Origin of the sequence: Streptomyces sp. NBC_00310, assembly GCF_036208085.1 — a bacterium.
Classification (GTDB): Bacteria; Actinomycetota; Actinomycetes; order Streptomycetales; family Streptomycetaceae; genus Streptomyces.
Genome location: NZ_CP130714.1, coordinates 9,171,512 through 9,191,529, shown reverse-complemented (window position 1 = coordinate 9,191,529; position 20,018 = coordinate 9,171,512). Strand labels below are relative to the sequence as shown.

The window sequence follows — 20,018 nt, the reverse complement described above, 5'->3', positions numbered from 1 at the left end:
GTCAGATACCTTCCAGGGATGCCGCAGCGTCGGTGACGTCGGCGAGGTCGAGGCCGGTCAGGGCGGCCAGGGAGTCCACCGTGTTGTCGCCGAACGTCTCGCGCACGCGCAGTCCGTCGGGCGTGACGTCGAGCACCGCGTGATCGGTGTAGATGCGGGTCACGCAGCCGACTCCGGTCAGCGGGTAGGTGCAGGCAGCGACAAGTTTCGGCGTGCCCTGCTTGGTGAGCAGGTCGGTCATCACGTAGACCGACTTCGCGCCGATCGCGAGATCCATCGCTCCGCCGACGGCCGGAATCGCGCCGGGCTCGCCCGTCGACCAGTTCGCGAGATCGCCGTTCTCCGACACCTGGAACGCACCGAGCACGCACACGTCCAGGTGTCCGCCGCGCATCATGGCGAAGGAGTCGGCGTGGTGGAAGTACGCCGAGCCCGCAAGCGCGGTGACTGGCTGCTTGCCGGCATTGATCAGGTCGGGGTCGACGCTGCCGGGCTCGGGTGCGGGCCCCATGCCGAGCATCCCGTTCTCGGTGTGCAGGACGACCTCCGTGTCGTCCGGCAGGTAGTTGGCCACAAGGGTGGGGGCGCCGATACCCAGGTTCACGACCGATCCCTCGGGGGTGTCGGCCGCGATGCGACGCGCGAGGTCGGTGCGGCTGATGCGCGTGCTCATCGGCTCTCCTCCTGTGCCAGCGGACTTCCCTCGATGTCGACGCCGCCGACGAACACGCCTTCGTCGAGCCAGCGGCGTTCTCCCACCGCGACGACGTGGTCGATGAAGATGCCGGGCGTCACAACGGTCTCGGGGTCGATGTCCCCGAGCGGCACGATCTGGTCGACCTGGGCGATGGTGGTGGCCGCAGCGGCCGCCATGATCGGGCCGAAGTTGCGGGCGGTCCGGCGGTAGACCAGGTTGCCCCAGTGGTCGGCCCGCAGGGCGCTGATCAAGGCGACATCGGCTCGGATCGGGTACGCGAGCACATAGTCGCGGCCGTCGATCGTGCGCACCTCCTTACCCTCCGCGAGCTGCGTGCCGACACCCGTGGGCGAGAAGAAGGCACCGATGCCCGCGCCCGCGGCGCGGATGCGTTCGGCGAGATTCCCCTGCGGCACGAGCTCCAGCTCGATTTCTCCCGCACGGTAGAGGCCGTCGAACACCTACGAGTCGCTTTGTCTGGGGAACGAGCAGATGATCTTCCGTACCCTTCGCGCCGCGAGAAGCGCGGCAAGACCCGTGTCGCCGTTGCCTGCGTTGTTGTTGACGACGGTCAGGTCGCGTGCGCCATGGGAGATGAGTGCGTCTATCAGCTCCACCGGCTGGCCCGCGCGGCCGAATCCACCAATCATCACGGTGGCGCCGTCACGGATCCCTGAGACGGCGGCCGCGGTGTCCTCGACGGTCTTGTCGATCATTGTTCCTCCACGCGTTCGGGCATCGCGCGACCTCTCAAGCGATTTCACATGGCCGGCCTGCGGGGTGACAGTGCACCGAGGTCGACACCATGCGACGCAGACATAGCCTCTATGCTTATGTCAAATTACAGCGCGGGCGCCACGGACAGGCTCGATGAGCGTGAAGTGCAGCGCCCCCGCTCTTACGGTCACCACGCGGTGCCGCGCACTCGCCGGCGCGTCGAACACACGGCGTCGCCGTTAGGGTCTTTCCGGCGGTGATCCCGTTCTCCTCGCCAATGAAGACTGGAGCTAATAAGCTATGCCTATGTCTGAACTTGCGAGCGAACGCTACACCGACCGCATCGCCACCGGACCGCTCATCCTCGTCCAGGAGGTCCTGAACACCCGTGCCGCCGGCAAGCCCGCACTCGAGGACCTGCTCTCGACGCCGGCTTCCGCGACGTCATGGCTCTCCAGTGCGCTGGACGAATGGAGCCGACGTACCGGGGCGGAGGCGCCGGCGATCGAGGTCGATGAACCGGGGCTGGTGCGGCTTCAGCAGCTACGCGCGTCGCTGCAGATGACGGTGTCCGGTGCGGTGCGCGACGCTCCGGTCCGATCCGCGCCGAAGGGGGTGAGCGGCGCGCTCGAGGTGCGGATCGACGGCGACGGCGTCTTCTCGCTGGCGCCGCACGGCAAGGACGTCGCGTGGGTCGTCGCGGCCGTGCTCAACGAGATCACGAACGCCCAACTGACGGGTACGTGGCGTCGTCTGAAGATGTGCCGCAACCGGGTCTGCTCGGTTGCGTTCTATGACGGCACGAATCCCAACAACGGCGCCTGGCACGACGTGCGCATCTGCGGTAACGCCGTGAACCTGCGGGCCTCGCGCCAGCGCCGGGCGGCCGCGCGCGCGTAACGCGCCGCAGGGCCGCCCGACCATACAAGCCCCGGCTACTCAGCCTTTCGCGGCCCGGCAGGAGCCCCACAGAGCACCGGGATTGATGCGCGACGGGTGGCGCTCGAGCATGTACTCGTAGAGCTCGAGGGTACTGCCGGTGCGACGCACCCCGCTGTTGAAATCAAGGATGTAACGACGGGTCTCCTCGATGTGACGGGGATCGTCGTCGGCGGCCGGATCCTTGTGTCCCGCCACGATCGCGGTCGGCGCCAGCGCCTCGACCGTGTCGAGAGCCCTCAGCCACTCGGCTCGCCCGTCCGCGTCCGACGCCGCCAGCATGAGGTGCACGTTGTTGTAGATCACGTCGCCCGCGACGATCAGCCCCAGGTCGGGAACGTGCAGGCAGGTGGTGTTGTCGCTGTCCGTGTGTCCCAGGCGGACCGGGCGGACCTCCGCCCCGCCCACCGTCAGGACCTCGCCCTCCAGCGGTTCGGCGAGCACCAGTTGCTCAGGGATCTGCTCGGGGAACCAGGCGCGCCAAACCACCTTGAGGACCTCGGGCGAGGACTGGTAGGCCATATCCTCGACGACCTCGGGCAGCGCGAAGGCCCGCGCACCGGGGTACTGCTGCAGAACGGCTCCGAGGCCGAACCAGTGGTCCCCGTGGCCGTGCGTGACGTACACGCTCGTCACAGGGGCCTCACGCTCGTTGAGCCAGTGCAGCAGGCCCTCTGACTGCGCGATCGTGAAGAGCGGATCCACCAGCAGCGCCTCCCCCTCGCTCGAGATGAGGATGCTCGAGGTCGGGGACCAGGAACGCTCCCTCTGATCGGGCGGCACGTCGGCGTTGGTGGTCGGCATGCCGTCCGCGATGTGCACGGCGTAGGTCAAGGCGTTCGACGTCATTGGTGGACTCCTCGGATTCTCGGGTGGTCGCTCCCACTCCGGCCGGAACGTGGAGGGAGCCGGAAGGCCCGGTCCTCGTTCTGTCGCTCACGGAGCGATGACATTGACGCAAGCATAGACCCTATGCTTACGTCATAGAGCTCGCGTCGACCGAGAAATCCCGAGGGCCACTGGCTCCGATTCGTCGCCGCAAGAGAGCGATCGTCAAAGGAGACACGAGATGAACAGCCCAGCGACGCAGGCTCCGACCGCGGTGCTCGTCCACGGATACCTGGACGACGGCGCCATCTGGAACAGCGTCCGCACCGTCCTCGACGAGCGGTCGATCCCCTCGATCGCGTTCGAGCTCGCCGGCATGGGTACGCGCGCCTCGGATCACGGGCCGTTCACACTCGCCCGCTGGGCCGACGACCTCGAGAGCGTCGTGCGCGCGACGGAGGGCCCCGTCGTGCTCGTCGGCCACAGCATGGGAAGCCAGATCGCCGAGCTCGCCGCCGCCCGCCTGGCCGAGCAGGTGCGTTCGCTCGTCCTGGTCAACCCGATCCCGCTGGCGGGCACTCACCTTCCCCCGGAGCAGATCGCCCCCTTCCAGGCACCCGATCTCGGACTCGACGCGCAGCGTGCCTTCCGCGGCGCTCTCGCCACCGCGTTCCCGGCCGAGGAAAATGACCGGCTCGCCCAAGTGACGCTGCACGTCGACCCGTCGACGATCTCCGACACGGCGACGGCGTGGAACAACGGGCACCCGGACGGACAGCAGCCCACCAAGTTCCACGGGAGCGTCGCCATCCTGCGCGGGGAGAACGACCCCTTCGTCACGGAAGAGGTCGTCTCCGCGTATGTCGCGCCCCGCTTCCCCGGCGCCGCCTCGCAGACGATCGCCGGCGCGGGTCACTGGGCGCACGCCGAGAACCCGGCAGCCGTCGCCGCCGTCATCACGGCGGTCGTCGAGGAGATCGCGTCGAACCCCGCCGACGGCCGCCCGGCCAAGGCCTGGACGAGTGCGTTCGAGCAGCGCACCGAGGAGTCCTTCGCGGCCGCCCTCTCGCCGAACGTGCGGATGGAGGCGAGCGCCCTCGCCAAGCCCCTGGAGCGCAAGGAGCAGGTCGAGGCCCTCATGGCCGCGGTGAGCTCCGCGTACGAGCGGCTCGAGTTCGTCCGGAAGGTGCAGGACGGCCCGCGGACGTATCTGGAGTGGGAGGCCAGCGCGTTCGGTGGCTTCGAGATGAAGGGGATCACGATCCTCACACGTGATGACGAAGGGCTCATCACGGAGATCGCCATCCACCACCGCCCCCTCGGCGCCGTGGTGCAGATCAACGCGAAGGTCGGGGCGCCCCTGACCGCGGCCGGCCTCATCCCCGCCGAGTACTTCAACTTCCCGGAAGGCGAATGACCATGACCGAACGCATCGACGTAGAGTTCACGGCGGACGGGGGCGTGACGCTGCGCGGCTGGCTCTACTTGCCGGACGCCGAGGGTCCGCGCCCCGCGATCACGATGGCGCACGGATTCGGCGGCAACCGCGAGATGGGCCTCGACCCGTACGCGCGCAAGTTCGCGGACGCCGGGTTCGTGGTGCTCGTCCACGATCACCGCACGTTCGGCGCCAGCGACGGCGAGCCCCGCAACGACGTCGACCCGTGGCGTCAGATCGCGGACTGGCGCCGCGCGATCAGCTTCCTGGAGGCTCGGCCGGAGGTCGACGCGGACCGCATCGGGGTGTGGGGTACGAGCTTCGCGGGCGGTCATGCGATCGTGCTCGGCGCGACCGACGTGCGGATCAAGTGCGTGGTGTCGCAGGTGCCCACCATCAGCGGATTCGAGCAGTGGCAGCGCAAGGTTCCGCCGGAGCGCATCGCCGCCTTCGAACTCGCCCAGGCCGAGGACGAACGCGCCCTGGCCGCCGGCGGTGAACTGCGGTACCAGACCTCCATCGGCGACGATCCGGCCGACCCGGCCCTGTACCCCAGCCCGGACGCGCTGCGGTTCTACCGTGACCTGGTTCCGCCGGGCCGCGAGAACAACACGGTGACGGCGCGCTCCAGCCGGGCCGCGCGGCTGTACGAGCCGGGCGTATGGATCACCCGGGTCTCGCCCAAGCCGCTCATGATGATCGTCGGGACCGGCGAGACGGTGATCCCGGCCGACATCCAGCTCGCCGCCTTCGAGCGGGCGCTGGCCCCGAAGGAGCTGGTGCTGCTGCCCGGCGGGCACTTCGACGCCTACAAGGTGCACTTCGAGGAATCCAGCGGCGCCGCGCTGTCGTGGTTCCAAACTCACCTCGCCCCGGTCCCGGCCTCAACCGGCTCGTGAGACAGAGGCGGTTCCGGCCACTGCTGGAACCGCCTCCCCAGGCGGGTGACCGCCGCCGCCTCTCTCCCCGGCGGAGCGCTTCCGGAACGTGGCTGCCACGGTCACGCGCCACCTGGCACGGTCGGCCACGAGATGGGCCTCGTCGAGTGCCGTACCAACCCGTTCACCGCCGCCGTGTGTGTAGCCAGCGCGGACGTGCAGAAGACCCGTCGCGGGCGGTGGCTGTAGCGCTTGGGGCGGTGCAGGTTGCAGTGCTCGCGCCAGCATCTGAGGCGCGCCCGCGGCGATCGCGGTCGGCGAGCGTCCGCAGGACAGCCGGTTGGCGAGCGGAGAGTGCCTCGGAGGCGGCCTGTTTCTCCAGGCTCCGACCGCATCGCCGACACGGGGTCACGCCACAGCGCCCCGATTTCCACCACCTCATCACCACCGTCAGCGGGACGCTGAAGCAGGAGGTCGACTTCACCGCGTACGACGCGATCCCCGATAGCTGGTTGTGGGTCCGTCCGGGGCAAGCCCAGAGGTGGGGGGGACCTGAGCGAGGTCGAGGGGCATCTCGTGCTCTTCGAAAGCGACTTCCTCGATCCGGCCACGGTGGTCGCGGCGCGCTTGGAGACGCCGGGCAGCCCGGTGCAGTACGACGCCGTCGACGTCCACGGCGTCGATCTGGCCATCGAGCACCTCTGTCACGAGTTCGGTGCCGTCGGCGACAGTCCGCTCGACGTGCACATCGCCGTCCTGCGACACCTGCTGTCCGTGCTGGTGCTCCGGCTGGCCGACCAGCCGAGTGGGCTTCCCGGCACTACGGAAGACAGCGCCACCTTCCGCCGATTCCGCGAGGCGGTCGAGCGCGACTTCGCCAAGACCCGTGAGGTCGCTGACTACGCCAGAAACCTGAGCTACTCCCCGCGCACGCTCACGAGGGCAACCGCATCCGCGGTCGGTACCAGCGCCAAGGGGTTCATCGACGAACGAGTCATGCTGGAGGCCAAGCGCCGCCTGGCCCACAGCGACGAGCCCGCCGTCCGTATTGCCGCACACCTCGGCTTCAGCAGTGCCACCAACTTCAGCAAATACTTCCAATCCCGAGCCGGACAGAGCCCGATCCAGTTCAGGAACGCGTCCCGACAGGTCTCACGTCCGCAAAGGTGAGCCCTGACGCTACGGACGTGCCTCCTGCGGATTCGGCTCCCTCTTCCGGCAAGGGCGTGGCGAAACGAGTCGACTCTCCGGGGTCCACCCAGTCGCCGAGAGATCAGAGCCCGAAGTCGCCCGGCCAGAGGTGTTCTCGAGGGCTTCGCGTGGGCGGATGCGGCGGTTGACCAGCACGCCGAGGTCCTTGCGCAGGGCGGCCACGTCGCGGATCTGGGCCGCGGGCAGCTTCGGACAAGCGTTTGAAGTCGAACTCCTCCACGACGGCCAGGGGCACGCCGATGGGAGGCGCCGCAAACGGGGCGGGCCCGGCGCCGGTACTCCCCATCAGGCCGCCGACTGCGGACATGCATCACCGACCTGGCGGACTGCTTTCAGTCGTCGGCCCCTGCGGTGAGCTCCGTCCGCGTGTCCGGGCGAGGTCGCCGGGGCACACGGACGGACCGATGGGCGGCTCGCCGAGGGCCGTCCCGACCCGTGTGCCGCAGCGGCCGTGATCCGGCGTGCTGAAAGCGAGATCCCACCCACCAGCCGAGGAACCTACTGGAACGCAAAGGGGCGTTCTGTTCTCGTTGAACGCCCCTCAGATTCAGAACATCGTGTTGTCGTTGGCGGAAGTGGCCGGCACGTCCTGAAGCACGTCCCAGTGCTCGACGATCTTCCCGCCCTGTACCCTGAACAGATCCACGACCGACTGCCCGCGCTCGCCGGGCGCGTTCACGTAGTGGCTGTGGACGGCGACCAGATCGCCCTCGGCGACAACGCGCTTGCGGGAGACGGTCAGCTCCGGGAACGCCCGGAAGAACGCCCCGAGCCCCTCCCGTGCACCGGCCACACCATCCGCGATGCCGGGATTGTACTGGTGGTACCCGGCGCTCCAGTACAGGTCGAGCGCGGAGAGATCCTTGTCGACGATGAGCCGGTCGAATGCCTTGGTGACGAGCGCCTTGTTGGCGGCTGTGAGCGAGCGCGGACCAGGTTGCCCGGTCTGCGGCCGACTGACGGTGGAGAACATGTCGTTTCCGTTGACGCTGCCGTCGGGGACGTCCTGCAGGGTGTCCCAATGCTCGGCGATCTTGCCGTCCAGGAACCGGAAAATGTCCACGACGGCCGAGCCTCGGCTTCCCGGCGTCAGTACGAGGTTGGAGTGCACCACGACGAGGTCGTTCTCGGAGATGACCCGCTTGACGTCGTACTCGGTGTCGGGGAACTGCTGATGCAACCCGGCAGCGAAGTTCTTCAACGCCTCGGCGCCATCGGACGCGAGGGGGTTGTGCTGGATGTAGTCGGCCCGCACGAACCTGTCCACGATCTCGGTGTCACCCCGCTCGAACGCTTCCTTGAGGACGCGTACGGCAACGGTCTTCTGGTAGTCGAGCCGGGCGCCGCCGTCGACGTGCCCGATGGCGTGACCCGCGCTGACGGGCGGCGAGGCGAAGGCGGGTACGGTCGCGGCGCCCAGCAGGGCGGACGTGGCGACCGTGGCGACGAGGACGCGACGGGTGGTCATGCCCCGGCTGGGCATGTGGGAAGTCACGATGTTCCCTCTCTTGGGACTTGTGCGCTTTCCTGGAAGGTCGGACTGACTCAATTCCTGGGGCCGAACATGTAGGCGTTGGCGACGTCGATGAGGGCTGCGCCCTGGTAGGCGGGGTAGCGCTCGGTGATGGCCTTCTTGTAGGCGTCGCCGTCGTCACCGAGTAGCTCCCGGCCGGCGTTGACGTAGTCGGTGAGCTCGGCCCAGACGGCTGGGGTGGTCGGCTCGCCGTGGCCGGGCAGGATGGTGTCGTACTCGGTCTCGGCCGCGAAGCGGTCGATGTTGGCCTGCCAGCCGTCGAAGTCCTTGTCCAGGAACCACAGGTGGGTGTGGTTGTAGACGACGTCCTGAGCGACCAGGACACCCTGCTCGGGCAGCTTGATCACGAGGGTGGTGTGGATCTCGCCGCCGGTGACCTTCTCGAACACGAACGGGATGCCGTCGATGACCTCGGTGCCCGGGGTGATCTCCACGGTCGGAGTCATGTCGGCGAGCGGGATCGCGGTGCCGGTGGGCAGATCCGTCTTGGCGCCCATGGCGACGATCTCCGCGGTGGTCTCCGGCAGGGCGTGCACCGGGACGCCGAAGCGGGCTGCGCCCTGGTAGTGGTCCGGATGCGCGTGGCTGATGACGAGGCGGTCAAGGGGCTTGCCAAGGCTCTTGGCGTAGGCGACGACCTCGTCGGCGTAGGCCAGGACGAACTGCGCGTCGACGGCGATGATCCGCGACGGCGTCTCGATCAGCTGGGTGGTGACGCCCAGGCCGTCCTCGGGCGAGACGTAGCTGTGGATGCGGACCTGGCCCTTGTCGATGACCGTGAGGGTGCCGTGCATGACTGTGCTCCTGTCGGAAGGTGGATGAGCGGTGATGAGGGGACGCGGGGAGGGGCGGATCGCTGACGGCCGGCTCGCGACCGGCTATCGGCCGCAACGGACACAGTCGGCTTTCCGCTGGCTTTCCACTCCACGGGCCCGCGCCCCTGGAACAACTCCATACTGGGCCGGAACCGAAGGTCCAGCGAGGTACGCTGCGGTCTCGTGATGGTCCACAGGCGACAAGCGCGGCAGAAGCATGGTCGGCGGGAGACGGGCCTGCCGAAGGTGGTTTTCCAACCTCCGGCCGGAACCCCTGCGGGCATGGAGGTCATGACCCTGGCCGACTTCCGCGACCGCACCCGTGACTGGCCCTGGCACATCGCCACCCCGCACCGGCAGGACTTCCACGCCCTGATGCTGGTCACCGCCGGCACCCTGCGCCACCGCGTCGACTTCACCGGGTACGTACTGCCGCCCGGTTCCTGGCTGTGGATCCGGCCCGGCCAGGTACACCAGTGGCAGAACCCCGACCAGGCCGAGGCCGTCCTGATCTTCTTCCAGGAGGACTTCGTCGCCCCCGAAACCGCGGAACTGGCCGGGCTCGGCACCGGCACCGCCCCGATGCCCTTGTACAGCCCCGATCCTTCGGAGGCCCCCGTACTGGCGACTGCGGCCGAGCAACTGGCCGCGGAGTTCTCCCAGTGGGACCGCCATCCGCTGCCGGTGCACACCGCCCTGCTGCACCGCCTGCTCGACGTCGTACTCCTGCGCCTGGCCCACCTGCAGCAGCACGGCCAGGCTGAGGAATCCGCCCCCGAGCCCTTCCTGCGCTTTCGCGACGCTGTCGAACGAGGTCTCTCCCGCACTCATCGCATCGACGACTACGCCCGCGAACTCGGCTACTCCACCCGCACGCTCACCCGCGCCACCCAGACCGCGGCGGGCCTCAGCGCCAAGGACTACCTCGACCAGCGCCTCACCCTGGAAGCCAAGCGGCTCCTCGCCCACGGCACCGAACCCGCCTCCACCATCGCAGCCCACCTCGGCTTCACCAGCGCCACCCACTTCGGCAAGTTCTTCCAACGCCACACCGGCCAGACCCCCCTGGCCTTCCGCGCCTCCCAACGTGCGTCGCCGCCTGCGTAGCCGCCCACGCCAGCTGACTGCGTGAACGAGTTCGGCGCGGGCTCCTTCGGGCGCCAGCCCGTTGGAGTCACGAGCAACAAATTCCATTCCCGTGGGCCAAAAGCCTGACTGGCTCAGCCTCCGAAATCCGGGCGATGAAGGGTGACCGCGTCTCGATGCGGCATCCGCTCACCTGTGCGGGGACGCCGCGGGTCGAACCATGTACTGGCGCAGGTACAGGTCGCGGTAGGTGACGGGGCCGCGGGGGCCGGGGACGCGGTCGATGTTGATGCCGGTTTCCGGCAGGCGCAGAAGCTTGAAGCCGTCGAGGAGGCGTGTGGTGGAGTTCCAGAAGACGCCTGAGCCACCGTAGGCGTCCATGAACCGGGCTGCGGTGTCCGGGTCGTGGGTGGCGATGGCGGCCGCCAGTCCGGAGGTCTCCTCGTTGGCGATCCGTGCGGCTTGGACCGGGCCGTCCGCCTCGTCGATCGTCACCGTTGCCGCATGCTCGGAGTCCAGTGACCACTCGTAGCCGCGCGGGTGGGCGTGCGGCGGCAGCGATGCGGCGATGCCCAGGTCTTCGAGGGTCTTGAGAATGCCCGGCAGCAGCTTGTCATGGACGGCCCGGTCGATGAGGAGCAGATTGAGCCGGTTGCAGACGCCCAGCCGGTCCAGGCTGCTGGTGACCAGCTCGTGCACCAGCTTCTCGTCGGCGTCTGGGGCCACGTAGAGCACTGCGCCGCCGTCCGCGTGGGCCAGCGTGCGCACACCGTGGCGGGCGGCCTCTCGGCCGAGCTCCCGGGTGCTGTCGCCGCTGCCGCGCAGGATGACCAAGGGGATGGTGTCAGGCAGCGACACCAACGCGTATGCCGCTGCTCGGTCCTCGCTCGGCACCAGCTGGATGGCGTCCGGGTTCAGTCCCGCGTCGGTGAGAGCGGGCGTGATCACGTGAGTGACCAGGGCCCGGGAGGAGCGCAGGGCCGCTGAACCGGTGCGCAGTACGCCGCCGTTGCGGGACTTGAGGAACTGGGAGGCGACGTCGAGCGTCACATTCGGTCGCGCCTCGAAGTTCGCGCCGATAACCCCCACCGGGCGGCGGCGCTCCAGCAGGACCAGCCCGTCGGGACGCTCCTCGAGAACCCTGTCCCGCGCCTCGTGCGGCACGTCCGCCAGCGTGCGCAACGCCGCGGCCATGTCCTCGAGCCGCGGGCCGGTCAGCCGCAGGCGATCCTGCAGTGCCGCCGACATCCCGCTCGATGCGGCCGCTCGCAGGTCGGCCTGATTCGCCGCTGTCAGCAGGTCGCGCGACGGGTGCAGTCGCTCCGCCATGGCCCGCAGGGCGGCGTCGATCTCCTCGTCCGACGCCCTGGCCAAGGCCGCCGAGCCCTGCGTCGCCCGGACCGCGCAGGCGTGCACCGCCTCCTGGACGGAGCGGGGCACGCTCATCTCGTTCCTGCTCACATCGGTCCCTTCGTGGTCCAGGCGCACTACGCGTCAGGCGACAGGAGGATCGTTCAACAATCCTGAGGCGGTGTCACTGTAAACCGCCCGGTTTCCGCTGGGCAAGGGAAAGGGTCGCCGATCTCTCCCGTGCCGGGTGCTCAAAAGGTGACCACCGGCTTGAGCGTGACCCCGCCCTCGCTGTCCTCGAAGGCCTGGTTGATGTCCTCGAAGTCGTAGTGCTTGATGAGTCTGTCGAACGGGAACCTGCCGGCCTCGTAGAGAGCAATCAGCTGCGGAATCAGCACCTGAGGCACGGCGTCATCCTCAAGGACGAAGGTCACGCTGGCACCGGTGAGCATCGAGCTGCCGATGTCGACGGGCGGCTCGGTACCGGGCTTTGCCAAGCCCACGATCGCGGCGTGGCCGAGCAGGCCCATCGAGTCGATCATCTGGCGGTAGACGACCTTGTTGCCCGTCGCGTCCAGTGCGTAGTCCGCGCCGCCTCCGGTGATTTCCTTGATGCGGGCGACCGGGTCCTCGTTCCTGCTGTTGATCGTGTGCGTGGCCGACGCTCTTGGTGAACTCGAGGCGGCTGTCGACGATGTCGACGGCGATCACGGTCGTGGCGCCTGCGGCCACTGCCGCGAGCAGGCCGGAGAGGCCGACCGCGCCCGTACCGAAGAGCACGAAGCTCGAGCCGGGCGTCGGCTTGAGCACGTTGAGCACGGCGCCCGCGCCGGTCAGGACGCCACAGCCGAGCGGGCCGAGGATGTCGAGCGGGGTGGTCTCGGACACCTTCACCACGCTCCGCGCGGCGACGTTCGTCACGCCGGCGAAGGAGGACTGTCCGAAGAAGTGGGAGGAGACGGCGGAGCCGTCCTCGGCACGGAAGGCCGTACTGCGGTCCGGGCGAGCGCCACCGAAGTTGCGCATGGCGAAGTCGGTGCAGTAGGCGGGGTGGCCGGCGTTGCAGCCGGCGCAGGCACCGCAGCTGGCGAAGCTGAGCACGACGCGGTCGCCGGGCGTGATGCCGGTGACCGCGGAGCCGACCTTCTCCACGATGCCCGCGCCCTCGTGGCCGAGTACCGCCGGAAGCGGCGTGGGGTACCACTGGTCGCGCACGATCGCGTCGGTGTGACAGACACCGGTGGCGACCAGGCGAACCTGCACCTCGTCAGGGCGGGGCTCGTCGATCTCGACGTTCTGGATGACGAGCGGCTGTTCCTTGGCGGTCGCGATGGCAGCCTTCACCTTCATGGCGGTCTCTTTCTGTGCATGATTCCCCTACAGATCGGCTCGGTGACGGGCACGGCGAGCCATGGGCAGGGGGGTTGGGTGGGCACCGTGTTCGCACGGGCCGGTGCCGTCGCGAAGCTCAGGCGTGTCAGTGGCTGGGCCCACTCGAGCGCATCTGCCACTTGGTCAGCGCACCGAAGGCCAGAACGTTGGCTCGGCGGGTGGTGAAGCGCGAGGTCAGGGTGGTCACCCAGTTGAAGGTGCCGGAGACGACGCTGGGGGGCGGGTTGCGCCGGTCCAGCGTGCGCAGTGCGGTGGTGACCACCTGGTGCGGGGTCTGCATCCGGACGCCGCGGGCCATGTCGTCGGAGCCGAGCGTGTCGAAGAACTCGGTGCGGGTCGGGCCCGGAGAGAGGGCGAGCACGCGCAGGCCGGTCCCTCGCGATTCCTGCCACAGCGCTTCGGTGAAGCTCAGCACGAAGGCCTTGGTCGCCCCGTAGACGGCGGCGTTCGGCCACGGCTGGTACCCGAGGGAGCTGGCGACGTTGACCAGGAATCCGGTCAGCTGGTCGATGAACGCCTTGGTGACGTCGACCAGGCTGGCCACGTTCAGGCCGATCTCCTGCTGGACGCGTTCCGCGTCCTCCTGGCGGAAGGGGGCGTGGGTGCCGAACCCGGCGTTGTTGACGAGGCTGGTGACGGTGATCCCGCGCCGGCCCACCTCCTTGGCCAGTGCTTCGCCGGCGGCTGGCACGGTGAGGTCGAAGGGCACCGCCGTGACGGTGACCTGGTACTTCGCGGACAGCTCGTCGGCCAGGGCCTCCAGCCGGTCCGCGCGGCGGGCGACCAGCACGAGGTCCGAGCCGCGCTCGGCGAGCAGGCGGGCGAACTCCGCGCCGAGTCCGGCGCTCGCCCCGGTGATCAAGGTGGTCTGGGTGCGGTAGTCGATCTTGTTCATGGCGGTCGGGGAGGCGGCGCCCTCGCGGGTGCCTCTTCCCCTGCTCCTTTCATCCTTGCGACGGTCGGCGACCGTCATCCGGTGCCAGGACGGGCCCGGAGGCCCGCCTCGGCGATGGTCGTGACGTTCAGGCTGGTCGTTCCTGGTTGCGGGGGGGGTGATCACGCGCCGCACCCTCTTGCTCGTGGCCGATCCGGCTCACGTGATGCGTCGCAGGATGCGGTCCTTGCCGCGGGTGTAGGGCGGGGTGGCCACGCCCAGCGTGTCCGGCTTGAGCGGCTTGTCGAGGACGGACTTGAGGTGACTGAAGGTGTCCAGCGAGTACGAGCCGTGGTAGCGGCCCATGCCGCTCTCACCGACGCCACCGAAGGGCAGGTCGAGCGCGCCGAGCTGGAGGAGCGAGAGGCCGAAGGCCAGGCCACCGGAGGACGTCTCCGCGGTCAGGCGCCGCTTGGAGCGCTTGGACGCGGTGAAGGCGTACAGGGCCAGCGGCTTGTCCCTTCCGGTGATGAAGGCGATGGCAGCGTCCAGGTCGGGGACGCGCACGACGGGCAGGATGGGGCCGAAGATCTCGTCGCGCATCACCGGGGAGTCGGGGTCGACGTCGGCCAGCACGGTCGGGGCGATGTAGCGGGCGTCGCGGTCGTGGTCGCCACCGACGACGGTCCGGCCGTCGTTCAGCAGGCCGGTCAGCCGGTCGAAGTGGCGCTCGTTGACGATACGGCCGTAGTCGTTGCTGCGAGCCGGATCGGTGCCGTACATCTCGCGGACCGCCTGCGTCAGGTGGGCCTCTATCTCGGCGCCCGCCTCACCTATCGCCAGCACGTAGTCGGGTGCGACGCAGGTCTGGCCCGCGTTCATGAACTTGCCCAGGGCGATGCGGCGGGCGGCCGTCGCGAGGTCGGTGCCGGGTTCGACGACGGCGGGGCTCTTGCCGCCCAGCTCCAGGGTGACCGGGGTGAGATGACGGGCCGCGGCGGTCATCACGATGCGCCCGACCGCGCCGTTGCCGGTGTAGAAGATGTGGTCGAAGCGCTGTTCCAGCAGGGCGGTCGTCTCCGGCACGCCGCCCTCGACGACAGCCACGGCCTGCGGGTCCAGGACCCGGGGCAGCCAGTGGGCGAGCACGGCCGAGGTCGAGGGGGCCACCTCGCTGGGCTTGAGGACGACGGCGTTGCCGGCGGCCAGGGCACCGATGACCGGCGCGAGCGCCAGATTGAGCGGGTAGTTCCAGGGCGCGATGACCAGCACGACACCCAGCGGCTCACGCACGGTCCAGGCCCGGGACGGCATGAGCGACAGGGGCACGGAGGCTCTCTTCGGACGCAGCCACCGGTCGAGATGACTCAGGGTGTGGTCGATCTCCCTGACCAGGAAGCCGATCTCCGTCATGCGCGACTCGGTCGCACTCTTGCCGAGGTCGGTCTGCAGCGCCTGGACGAACACGTCCTCATGCTCCGTCAGCAGACGCCTCAACGCCTGCAGCTGCTGCCTCCGCCAGGCGACGGGCTTGGTGCGGCCGGTGTTGAACGTGGCCCGCAGTCGCGCGACGGTCCCCGCCGCAGAGGCCGCCTTAACGGCGATGTCCGGCTGACCGCCGGTGGGTGCGTTGGTGTTCATACCGAGGAGCATATACGAAACGAAAGCATTTCGTTTCGTATGCTTGTATACTTGTCGTGTGACCTACCGCACCCTTACTCAACGTTCCGTATGGCAGCCCGCCCGACCAGCGCGCTCCGCCGCCCATACGCCCCGCCGGATTTCTTCGGGAGCCGTCCGATGACCGAGGCTCAGGCACGCCGGGGACGCCCCCGCGATGCCTCCCGCGACCGTGCGCTGCTGGAGGCGACCATGGCCGTCCTGACCGAGAGCGGCTACCGCACGCTCACCACTGCCGCCGTCGCGTCCCGCGCCGGAGTGTCCACCGCCACTCTCTACCGCCGCTGGCCGTCCAAAGAGGTCATGGTCGTCGACGCTGCCGCCGCCTACGCCCAGGAACTCACGACACACACCGACACCGGCACACTCGAAGGCGACCTCCGCGCCCTGCTCCGGGACAAGGCGGCTTCCCTGACCGGGAAGGAAGGAGGGGTGTTGCAGACATTGATCGGGGAGGCCCGGCACAACACCCCGCTGGCCGAGGCCCTCACGAACACGTTCGTGCTGCCCATGCGCCGACGCATGGAGGAGATCACGAAGCGTGCGGCGGAGCGGGGCGAGATCCCGCCGGTGGAGCATGCCGACCTGCTCGGCGACCTGGTCCTCGGTCCCATGGTCAGCAGGTTCTTCCTCACCCCTCTGCCGCCGGACCAGGTGGACGCGGCGACCGCGGCGGAGACCGCCGACCGCCTCCTGCCCTTTCTCCTGCGCGCCGTCGGGCACAAAGGGCACGCCTGAGCGAAGGCGGCCCCCGAACGCGCCCGAGAAGGGCACGTTCACCGGGCCGCCTTTCGCGCAGCGACGCCGCCGGCGGCGGACCGTCCCCCGGAAGACGGCCCGGGGCCACCGAGATTGGTGTCCGACTGCGCCGCGCACCTCGGAGCGTCGGGCGTCGGGCGGAGCAAAGGACCTTGTCGCTGCCCACGACTGACGGCTGCGCTCAAAGCTCCCCCTTCATATGGCCTCGCAGAGCAGCACGGGCACGAGGAAGAGGACGAAGACAGTGCCCTCCGACCGGCCGGGGGCGGCAGTCAGCTGTTCAGAAAGCCCAGGATGTGGTCGGCGACGGCCTTGGGCTGCTCGAGGTGCAGGAAGTGCCCTGCGCTGGGCACCACGACGCGTTCGAAGCCGCTCGTGAACACGGCCTCCATGCCGTCGCTCAACTCCACGGACATGCAGTTGTCGTCGGCCCCGTGGAGGTAGAGGGACGGGACGGTGATGGCACCGCTCGCCCGGGCTTCCGCAGCCTGGGTCCCCTCGTCGGCGGGAGGCGTGAACAACTGGCGGTAATAGCCCAGGGTCTCGGCCAGGACTCCTGGCGCACGGAGGGTCCCCTTGAGCGCGACCCGCTCCGCGTCCGGCAGCTCGTAGCCGGGCGACCATTCCCACCAGAGCCGGTCGATGAAGGCGAAGTCGTCGAACTCGACGGCCGCCTCCGCCATGGCCGTCTGGAAGAAGAACATGTACCAGCTGCGTCGCTGCTGGTCGCCGTCGGTGACCCATGCGGTGCGCAGTTGAGGGCTGTAGGGAACCGACATGCCGACAAGCTTGCGGACACGCGTCGCGTCGAGGCCGGCTGCCGCGTACGCCGCCCGGGCGCCGAGGTCGTGACCGATGAGGTCCGCCTGCTCACGCCCGAGCGCTTCGATCAGGGTGAGGACGTCCTGGCCGGTCGCGGACGCGCGATAGGAGCCGTCGGGTGCCGCGCCACCGGGCCAGTATCCACGCTGTGCGGGTGCTACCGCCCAATACCCTTCCTGTGCAAGGCGGTCGAGAAGTCCTGCCCAGCTGGCGGCGTGGTCGGGAAACCCGTGAAGGCACAGAACGAGTGGCCCGCTGCCGGCCTCGAGGATCGGAACCTCCAGCCTGCCGGCCTGAACCGTCCGATGACGGACACGATCGGCCGCGTGGGACGTGCCGGTCGAGGAGCCCTCGACAAACGGCGGTCGCTGGGTCACCTGTGTCATGCGTTCGACCTCCAAGCCGCCCTGGCGGCGGCGCGGTCCCGCAGGCCCGGACCGAGTAGTGGGTTGCGTGTTCTGCTCCAGCCGAAAGAGCGGCTGCCCCGAGCTCGAGGATCTGCACTGGATGCAATGAGCGTAAGCCTTTTGATTATGTTGCTCAAGTAGCTCTTGAGATGAGCAAATAGATCACAGTCATGTCAGCGGGTATCCGGCCGTCGGAAGACTCCCGCCGGACTGGACAGGAACGGGACCTTGTCGCGACGGTGGCATCCACATCTCGTGGGGCACCGGCGACGAGGTCGGCGCCTTCACGATGTTCCGCAGCGCCGAACTGCTCCTCGACGCCGTCCCCACCGACGTCCTCGATGCCGCCGTACGCACCGACCGGCCGCACGGACGTGACGTCTCGGCCTGACCGACGCACGCGTAGCACCGCCAGCCATCACCTGGACCGCCCGTCGCGGGCCTGCACGTCCGGACCGGGCAGTCGGGAACAGGTCACCGCCTTCGTCATGGCCGAGGCGGAGACCATCGAGTCGACCGCGTGGCCCCGGACGGGGCCACGCAGACCCAAGCCGAGCCCTCAGCCCGGAAGATCGCTGTAGGCCACGCCGGGCGCACGCCGTGCACAACGCGTTGCTGCGCCCGGGCCGCCGGCGGCATCGCAACCGCCGACCAGCACCTGTTCGACCTAGCCGTGCCGCGAGCCGCGCGGTTGCGGTGAGCCAGGCCGGGTGGCCGCCGGAGGTGCTACGGCCCGGACAGCGGAGAAACGGCGTCCATGGCGAGGTCGAGGAGCTCCGCCACGGAGCGCTTGCCATCGCAGGCGACCCACTCCAGACGGGCATACGCGAAGCAGGTCACGCCGGCGGCGGCGAGTGCTCCCGCGCAGCCGACGCTCTCGCCGGGCGGCACGCCGCATCGACTCGGCCGGCGTCCGGCTCGACGAGGGCAGTGTTCAATCGCCACCGGGGACGGTGTACATCGACTGCTCGGCGGACGGTCTCACGCAGAAACCGCCGAAACCCGTCTTCGAGGACAGCGCGATCACACTCCAGGCTTTGGTGCCGTGCCTGCTCGCACCCAGTGCCGCCATCGCCGGGCAGCTCGAGTGCCTCGACCTCGACGAGGACTCCCGCAACAGCCTGGCCCCGCCGGTGCTCAATATCAGCTCCTCGCGCGACCTGCTGTCCTTCTTCGGCACACGCATGGAGCGGCTGCACCGGTGGTCCGGCTCACCCGCCCTGTTCGAATGGCTGCTCGGCTCGCGCCTGGGGTCGGTGCTCAGCGATCTCCAGCAGATGACCGACCAGGACAACCGCGCCGCGGTCTCCCTTCTCGCCTCCCACCTGGAGGACCTGCTGGAAAGGGACGGTGTCTCGCCCTGATCCCGCGCGCTGACGGACAGGGGTGCCTGGCGTCGGGCGCCCCTGTCGCGCGTACGAAGCCTGCGAGGCTGCCGCCGGCCGCCCGCAGACGAGCCTTCGGTGGGTTCTGCCGCGCCCGGGCGCGGCAGCCGCGTTTCTCTTCGACGGACGCCCCACCGCGGATGGCCTGCGGCCCGCCACCGCGAGCGGTCCACCACCCTGATCCTCGCGCGGGTCACGGTGATGCATGAGGACTGAGGATTTCTTGACGCTCTGGCGGGATCGCCTCAGCCGAACCGCGAGAGGGACAACGGGCGGATCACAAACCCTGGCCTCCTACCCGGCGGTCCGCACGCGCTGACGCGCCCGGTGGGCTCGCAGGTTTTCCGGGTTGCCGCAGGTCTTGGTGGAGTGCCACACGCCGCTGTTGTTGCGGGAGCGGTCGAAGAAGGCCGTCGTGCAACGGGCGTTGCGGCAGATCTTGAGCCGGCGCCAGGTGTCCGCCTGCTGGGCCTGGAACATCTCGAGGAGCACCAGGGCGGCCACATATCGCCAGCCTTGTCCGCGCGGCTCCAGGACGACCCGCCCGCTGCGGTCCATCCGCAAGGCCGCCGCCGCGACGTGAACGGCGGGCGCCACGTCAGTGTCGTCGCCGCGTGGGCCGTCGCCGTCCGGTGCGGCGAGAAGCCGCCTCAACTCGGCACGCAGGCCGCGGAGTTCTTCGAGATCGTTCTCGGTGAGCCGCACCTGCGCGGCGGCCTGCGCCGTCTCCTGGGCCCAGCACTCCAGCGCCTGGTCGGCCCATGCCTGCGCGTCGGCGAGGTCGTCCAGAAGATCTGCTGCCCGGGGGCGGCCGGCGGAGATGGTGTTGAGCAGGTCGTGCACCAGCGCCAGCCCGAGGGGAGCGGGCTCGACTTCGTACCGCGTGGATGCGGACCACGCCATGGCCCTGCCCCCTTCACTCGTCGTCATGGCCGACATGACCGTGGCCATGTGGCCACTGCCTCAGAGTACGACACCCCCTGCCACCTTGAAATGAAATGAGCTACCGGCGTACAGTCCTTTCAGCTGGATCGGCAACGCAGCCACACGAAGGGTGTCGCTCATGAGCTCGTCAGCCTCCACAGCGCCCAGGAACCTCATGGCGCTCCGGAGCGGGAGAACCGTGGCGGCACCGCTGTCGCGCCGCCGATGACCCCCGCGTCACCGTGGAACGTGTCGGCCCCGTCGTGCCATCACGCCCCCAT

18 protein-coding genes and 2 pseudogenes are annotated in these 20,018 nt (G+C 69.1%); 7 read left to right on the top strand and 13 right to left on the bottom strand.

The genetic code is table 11. The annotated features are described in order from the left end of the window. Position 1: 1 nt before the first annotated feature. Both OG202_RS40160 and OG202_RS40155 read right to left on the bottom strand, forming a co-directional pair. On the bottom strand, positions 2 to 673 hold the full coding sequence (locus OG202_RS40160; RefSeq protein WP_327726955.1) for a 3-oxoacid CoA-transferase subunit B: 672 nt from the start codon (positions 671 to 673) through the stop codon (positions 2 to 4). Then, a pseudogene (locus OG202_RS40155) lies at positions 670 to 1,413 on the bottom strand (3-oxoacid CoA-transferase subunit A). The gene OG202_RS40160 and the pseudogene OG202_RS40155 overlap by 4 nt, the downstream one beginning before the upstream one ends. Before the next feature lie 307 nt (positions 1,414 to 1,720). Between OG202_RS40155 and OG202_RS40150 the strand changes: the two are divergent. Further along, complete coding sequence (locus tag OG202_RS40150; RefSeq protein WP_327726956.1) at positions 1,721 to 2,314, top strand: CGNR zinc finger domain-containing protein; 594 nt, start codon at positions 1,721 to 1,723, stop codon at positions 2,312 to 2,314. A 39-nt stretch (positions 2,315 to 2,353) separates the two neighbouring features. Here OG202_RS40150 and OG202_RS40145 read toward each other — a convergent pair whose 3' ends face one another. Then, positions 2,354 to 3,202, bottom strand: a complete 849-nt coding sequence (locus OG202_RS40145) for an MBL fold metallo-hydrolase (RefSeq protein ID WP_327726957.1) — start codon at positions 3,200 to 3,202, stop codon at positions 2,354 to 2,356. 220 nt (positions 3,203 to 3,422) lie between these two features. Between OG202_RS40145 and OG202_RS40140 the strand changes: the two genes are divergently transcribed. The 3 genes from OG202_RS40140 to OG202_RS40130 all read left to right on the top strand — a co-directional run bounded on the left by OG202_RS40140 (position 3,423) and on the right by OG202_RS40130 (position 6,667). Continuing rightward, positions 3,423 to 4,598 carry an alpha/beta hydrolase gene (locus OG202_RS40140; RefSeq protein ID WP_327726958.1) on the top strand — a complete coding sequence of 392 codons (1,176 nt, stop codon included), beginning with the start codon at positions 3,423 to 3,425 and terminating at the stop codon, positions 4,596 to 4,598. Positions 4,599 to 4,600: 2 nt separating this feature from the next. Further along, positions 4,601 to 5,518: an alpha/beta hydrolase gene (locus OG202_RS40135; RefSeq protein ID WP_327726959.1), complete on the top strand. Its 918-nt coding sequence runs from the start codon at positions 4,601 to 4,603 to the stop codon at positions 5,516 to 5,518. Positions 5,519 to 6,073: 555 nt separating this feature from the next. Continuing rightward, entirely contained in the window at positions 6,074 to 6,667 is a 594-nt protein-coding gene (locus OG202_RS40130) for a helix-turn-helix domain-containing protein (RefSeq protein ID WP_327726960.1), read from the top strand. A gap of 589 nt (positions 6,668 to 7,256) precedes the next feature. Here OG202_RS40130 and OG202_RS40125 read toward each other — a convergent pair. Further along, positions 7,257 to 8,204, bottom strand: coding sequence for a nuclear transport factor 2 family protein (locus tag OG202_RS40125; RefSeq protein WP_405895683.1), 948 nt, complete (start codon positions 8,202 to 8,204; stop codon positions 7,257 to 7,259). 50 nt (positions 8,205 to 8,254) lie between these two features. After that, entirely contained in the window at positions 8,255 to 9,037 is a 783-nt protein-coding gene (locus OG202_RS40120) for an MBL fold metallo-hydrolase (RefSeq protein ID WP_327726961.1), read from the bottom strand. Between the two features lie 303 nt (positions 9,038 to 9,340). Between OG202_RS40120 and OG202_RS40115 the strand changes: the two genes are divergently transcribed. Next, entirely contained in the window at positions 9,341 to 10,165 is an 825-nt protein-coding gene (locus OG202_RS40115) for a helix-turn-helix domain-containing protein (protein WP_327312460.1), read from the top strand. 168 nt (positions 10,166 to 10,333) lie between these two features. Here OG202_RS40115 and OG202_RS40110 read toward each other — a convergent pair whose 3' ends face one another. The 5 genes and pseudogenes from OG202_RS40110 to OG202_RS40090 form a co-directional block, all read right to left on the bottom strand. Continuing rightward, a complete protein-coding gene (locus OG202_RS40110; RefSeq protein ID WP_328224354.1) occupies positions 10,334 to 11,605 on the bottom strand; it encodes an aldehyde dehydrogenase family protein in 1,272 nt (423 codons plus the stop codon). Positions 11,606 to 11,745: 140 nt separating this feature from the next. Further along, positions 11,746 to 12,099 (bottom strand): hypothetical protein, encoded by a 354-nt coding sequence (locus OG202_RS40105; RefSeq protein WP_328224778.1) that lies wholly within the window; start codon positions 12,097 to 12,099, stop codon positions 11,746 to 11,748. Positions 12,100 to 12,562: 463 nt separating this feature from the next. Beyond that, a pseudogene (locus OG202_RS40100) lies at positions 12,563 to 12,844 on the bottom strand (alcohol dehydrogenase catalytic domain-containing protein); the annotation flags it as partial. Between the two features lie 127 nt (positions 12,845 to 12,971). Continuing rightward, the gene (locus tag OG202_RS40095; protein ID WP_328224353.1) at positions 12,972 to 13,781 is read right to left on the bottom strand and encodes an SDR family NAD(P)-dependent oxidoreductase; all 810 of its coding nucleotides are present in this window, start codon (positions 13,779 to 13,781) and stop codon (positions 12,972 to 12,974) included. A 198-nt stretch (positions 13,782 to 13,979) separates the two neighbouring features. Further along, the gene (locus OG202_RS40090) at positions 13,980 to 15,401 is read right to left on the bottom strand and encodes an aldehyde dehydrogenase family protein (protein ID WP_327726964.1); all 1,422 of its coding nucleotides are present in this window, start codon (positions 15,399 to 15,401) and stop codon (positions 13,980 to 13,982) included. 159 nt (positions 15,402 to 15,560) lie between these two features. On the opposite strand from OG202_RS40090, the gene OG202_RS40085 reads away from it, so the two are divergent. Then, positions 15,561 to 16,178, top strand: a complete 618-nt coding sequence (locus tag OG202_RS40085; RefSeq protein WP_327726965.1) for a TetR/AcrR family transcriptional regulator — start codon at positions 15,561 to 15,563, stop codon at positions 16,176 to 16,178. A gap of 293 nt (positions 16,179 to 16,471) precedes the next feature. Here OG202_RS40085 and OG202_RS40080 read toward each other — a convergent pair whose 3' ends face one another. Next, positions 16,472 to 17,422 (bottom strand): alpha/beta fold hydrolase, encoded by a 951-nt coding sequence (locus tag OG202_RS40080; protein WP_328224352.1) that lies wholly within the window; start codon positions 17,420 to 17,422, stop codon positions 16,472 to 16,474. 732 nt (positions 17,423 to 18,154) lie between these two features. Beyond that, positions 18,155 to 18,319 carry a hypothetical protein gene (locus OG202_RS40075; protein ID WP_327726967.1) on the bottom strand — a complete coding sequence of 55 codons (165 nt, stop codon included), beginning with the start codon at positions 18,317 to 18,319 and terminating at the stop codon, positions 18,155 to 18,157. Positions 18,320 to 18,381: 62 nt separating this feature from the next. On the opposite strand from OG202_RS40075, the gene OG202_RS40070 reads away from it, so the two are divergent. Further along, complete coding sequence (locus OG202_RS40070) at positions 18,382 to 18,792, top strand: hypothetical protein (RefSeq protein WP_328224351.1); 411 nt, start codon at positions 18,382 to 18,384, stop codon at positions 18,790 to 18,792. Between the two features lie 315 nt (positions 18,793 to 19,107). Here the strand turns inward: OG202_RS40070 and OG202_RS40065 are convergent, their stop codons facing one another. Further along, positions 19,108 to 19,716, bottom strand: a complete 609-nt coding sequence (locus OG202_RS40065) for a CGNR zinc finger domain-containing protein (RefSeq protein ID WP_328224350.1) — start codon at positions 19,714 to 19,716, stop codon at positions 19,108 to 19,110. Positions 19,717 to 20,018: the final 302 nt, after the last annotated feature.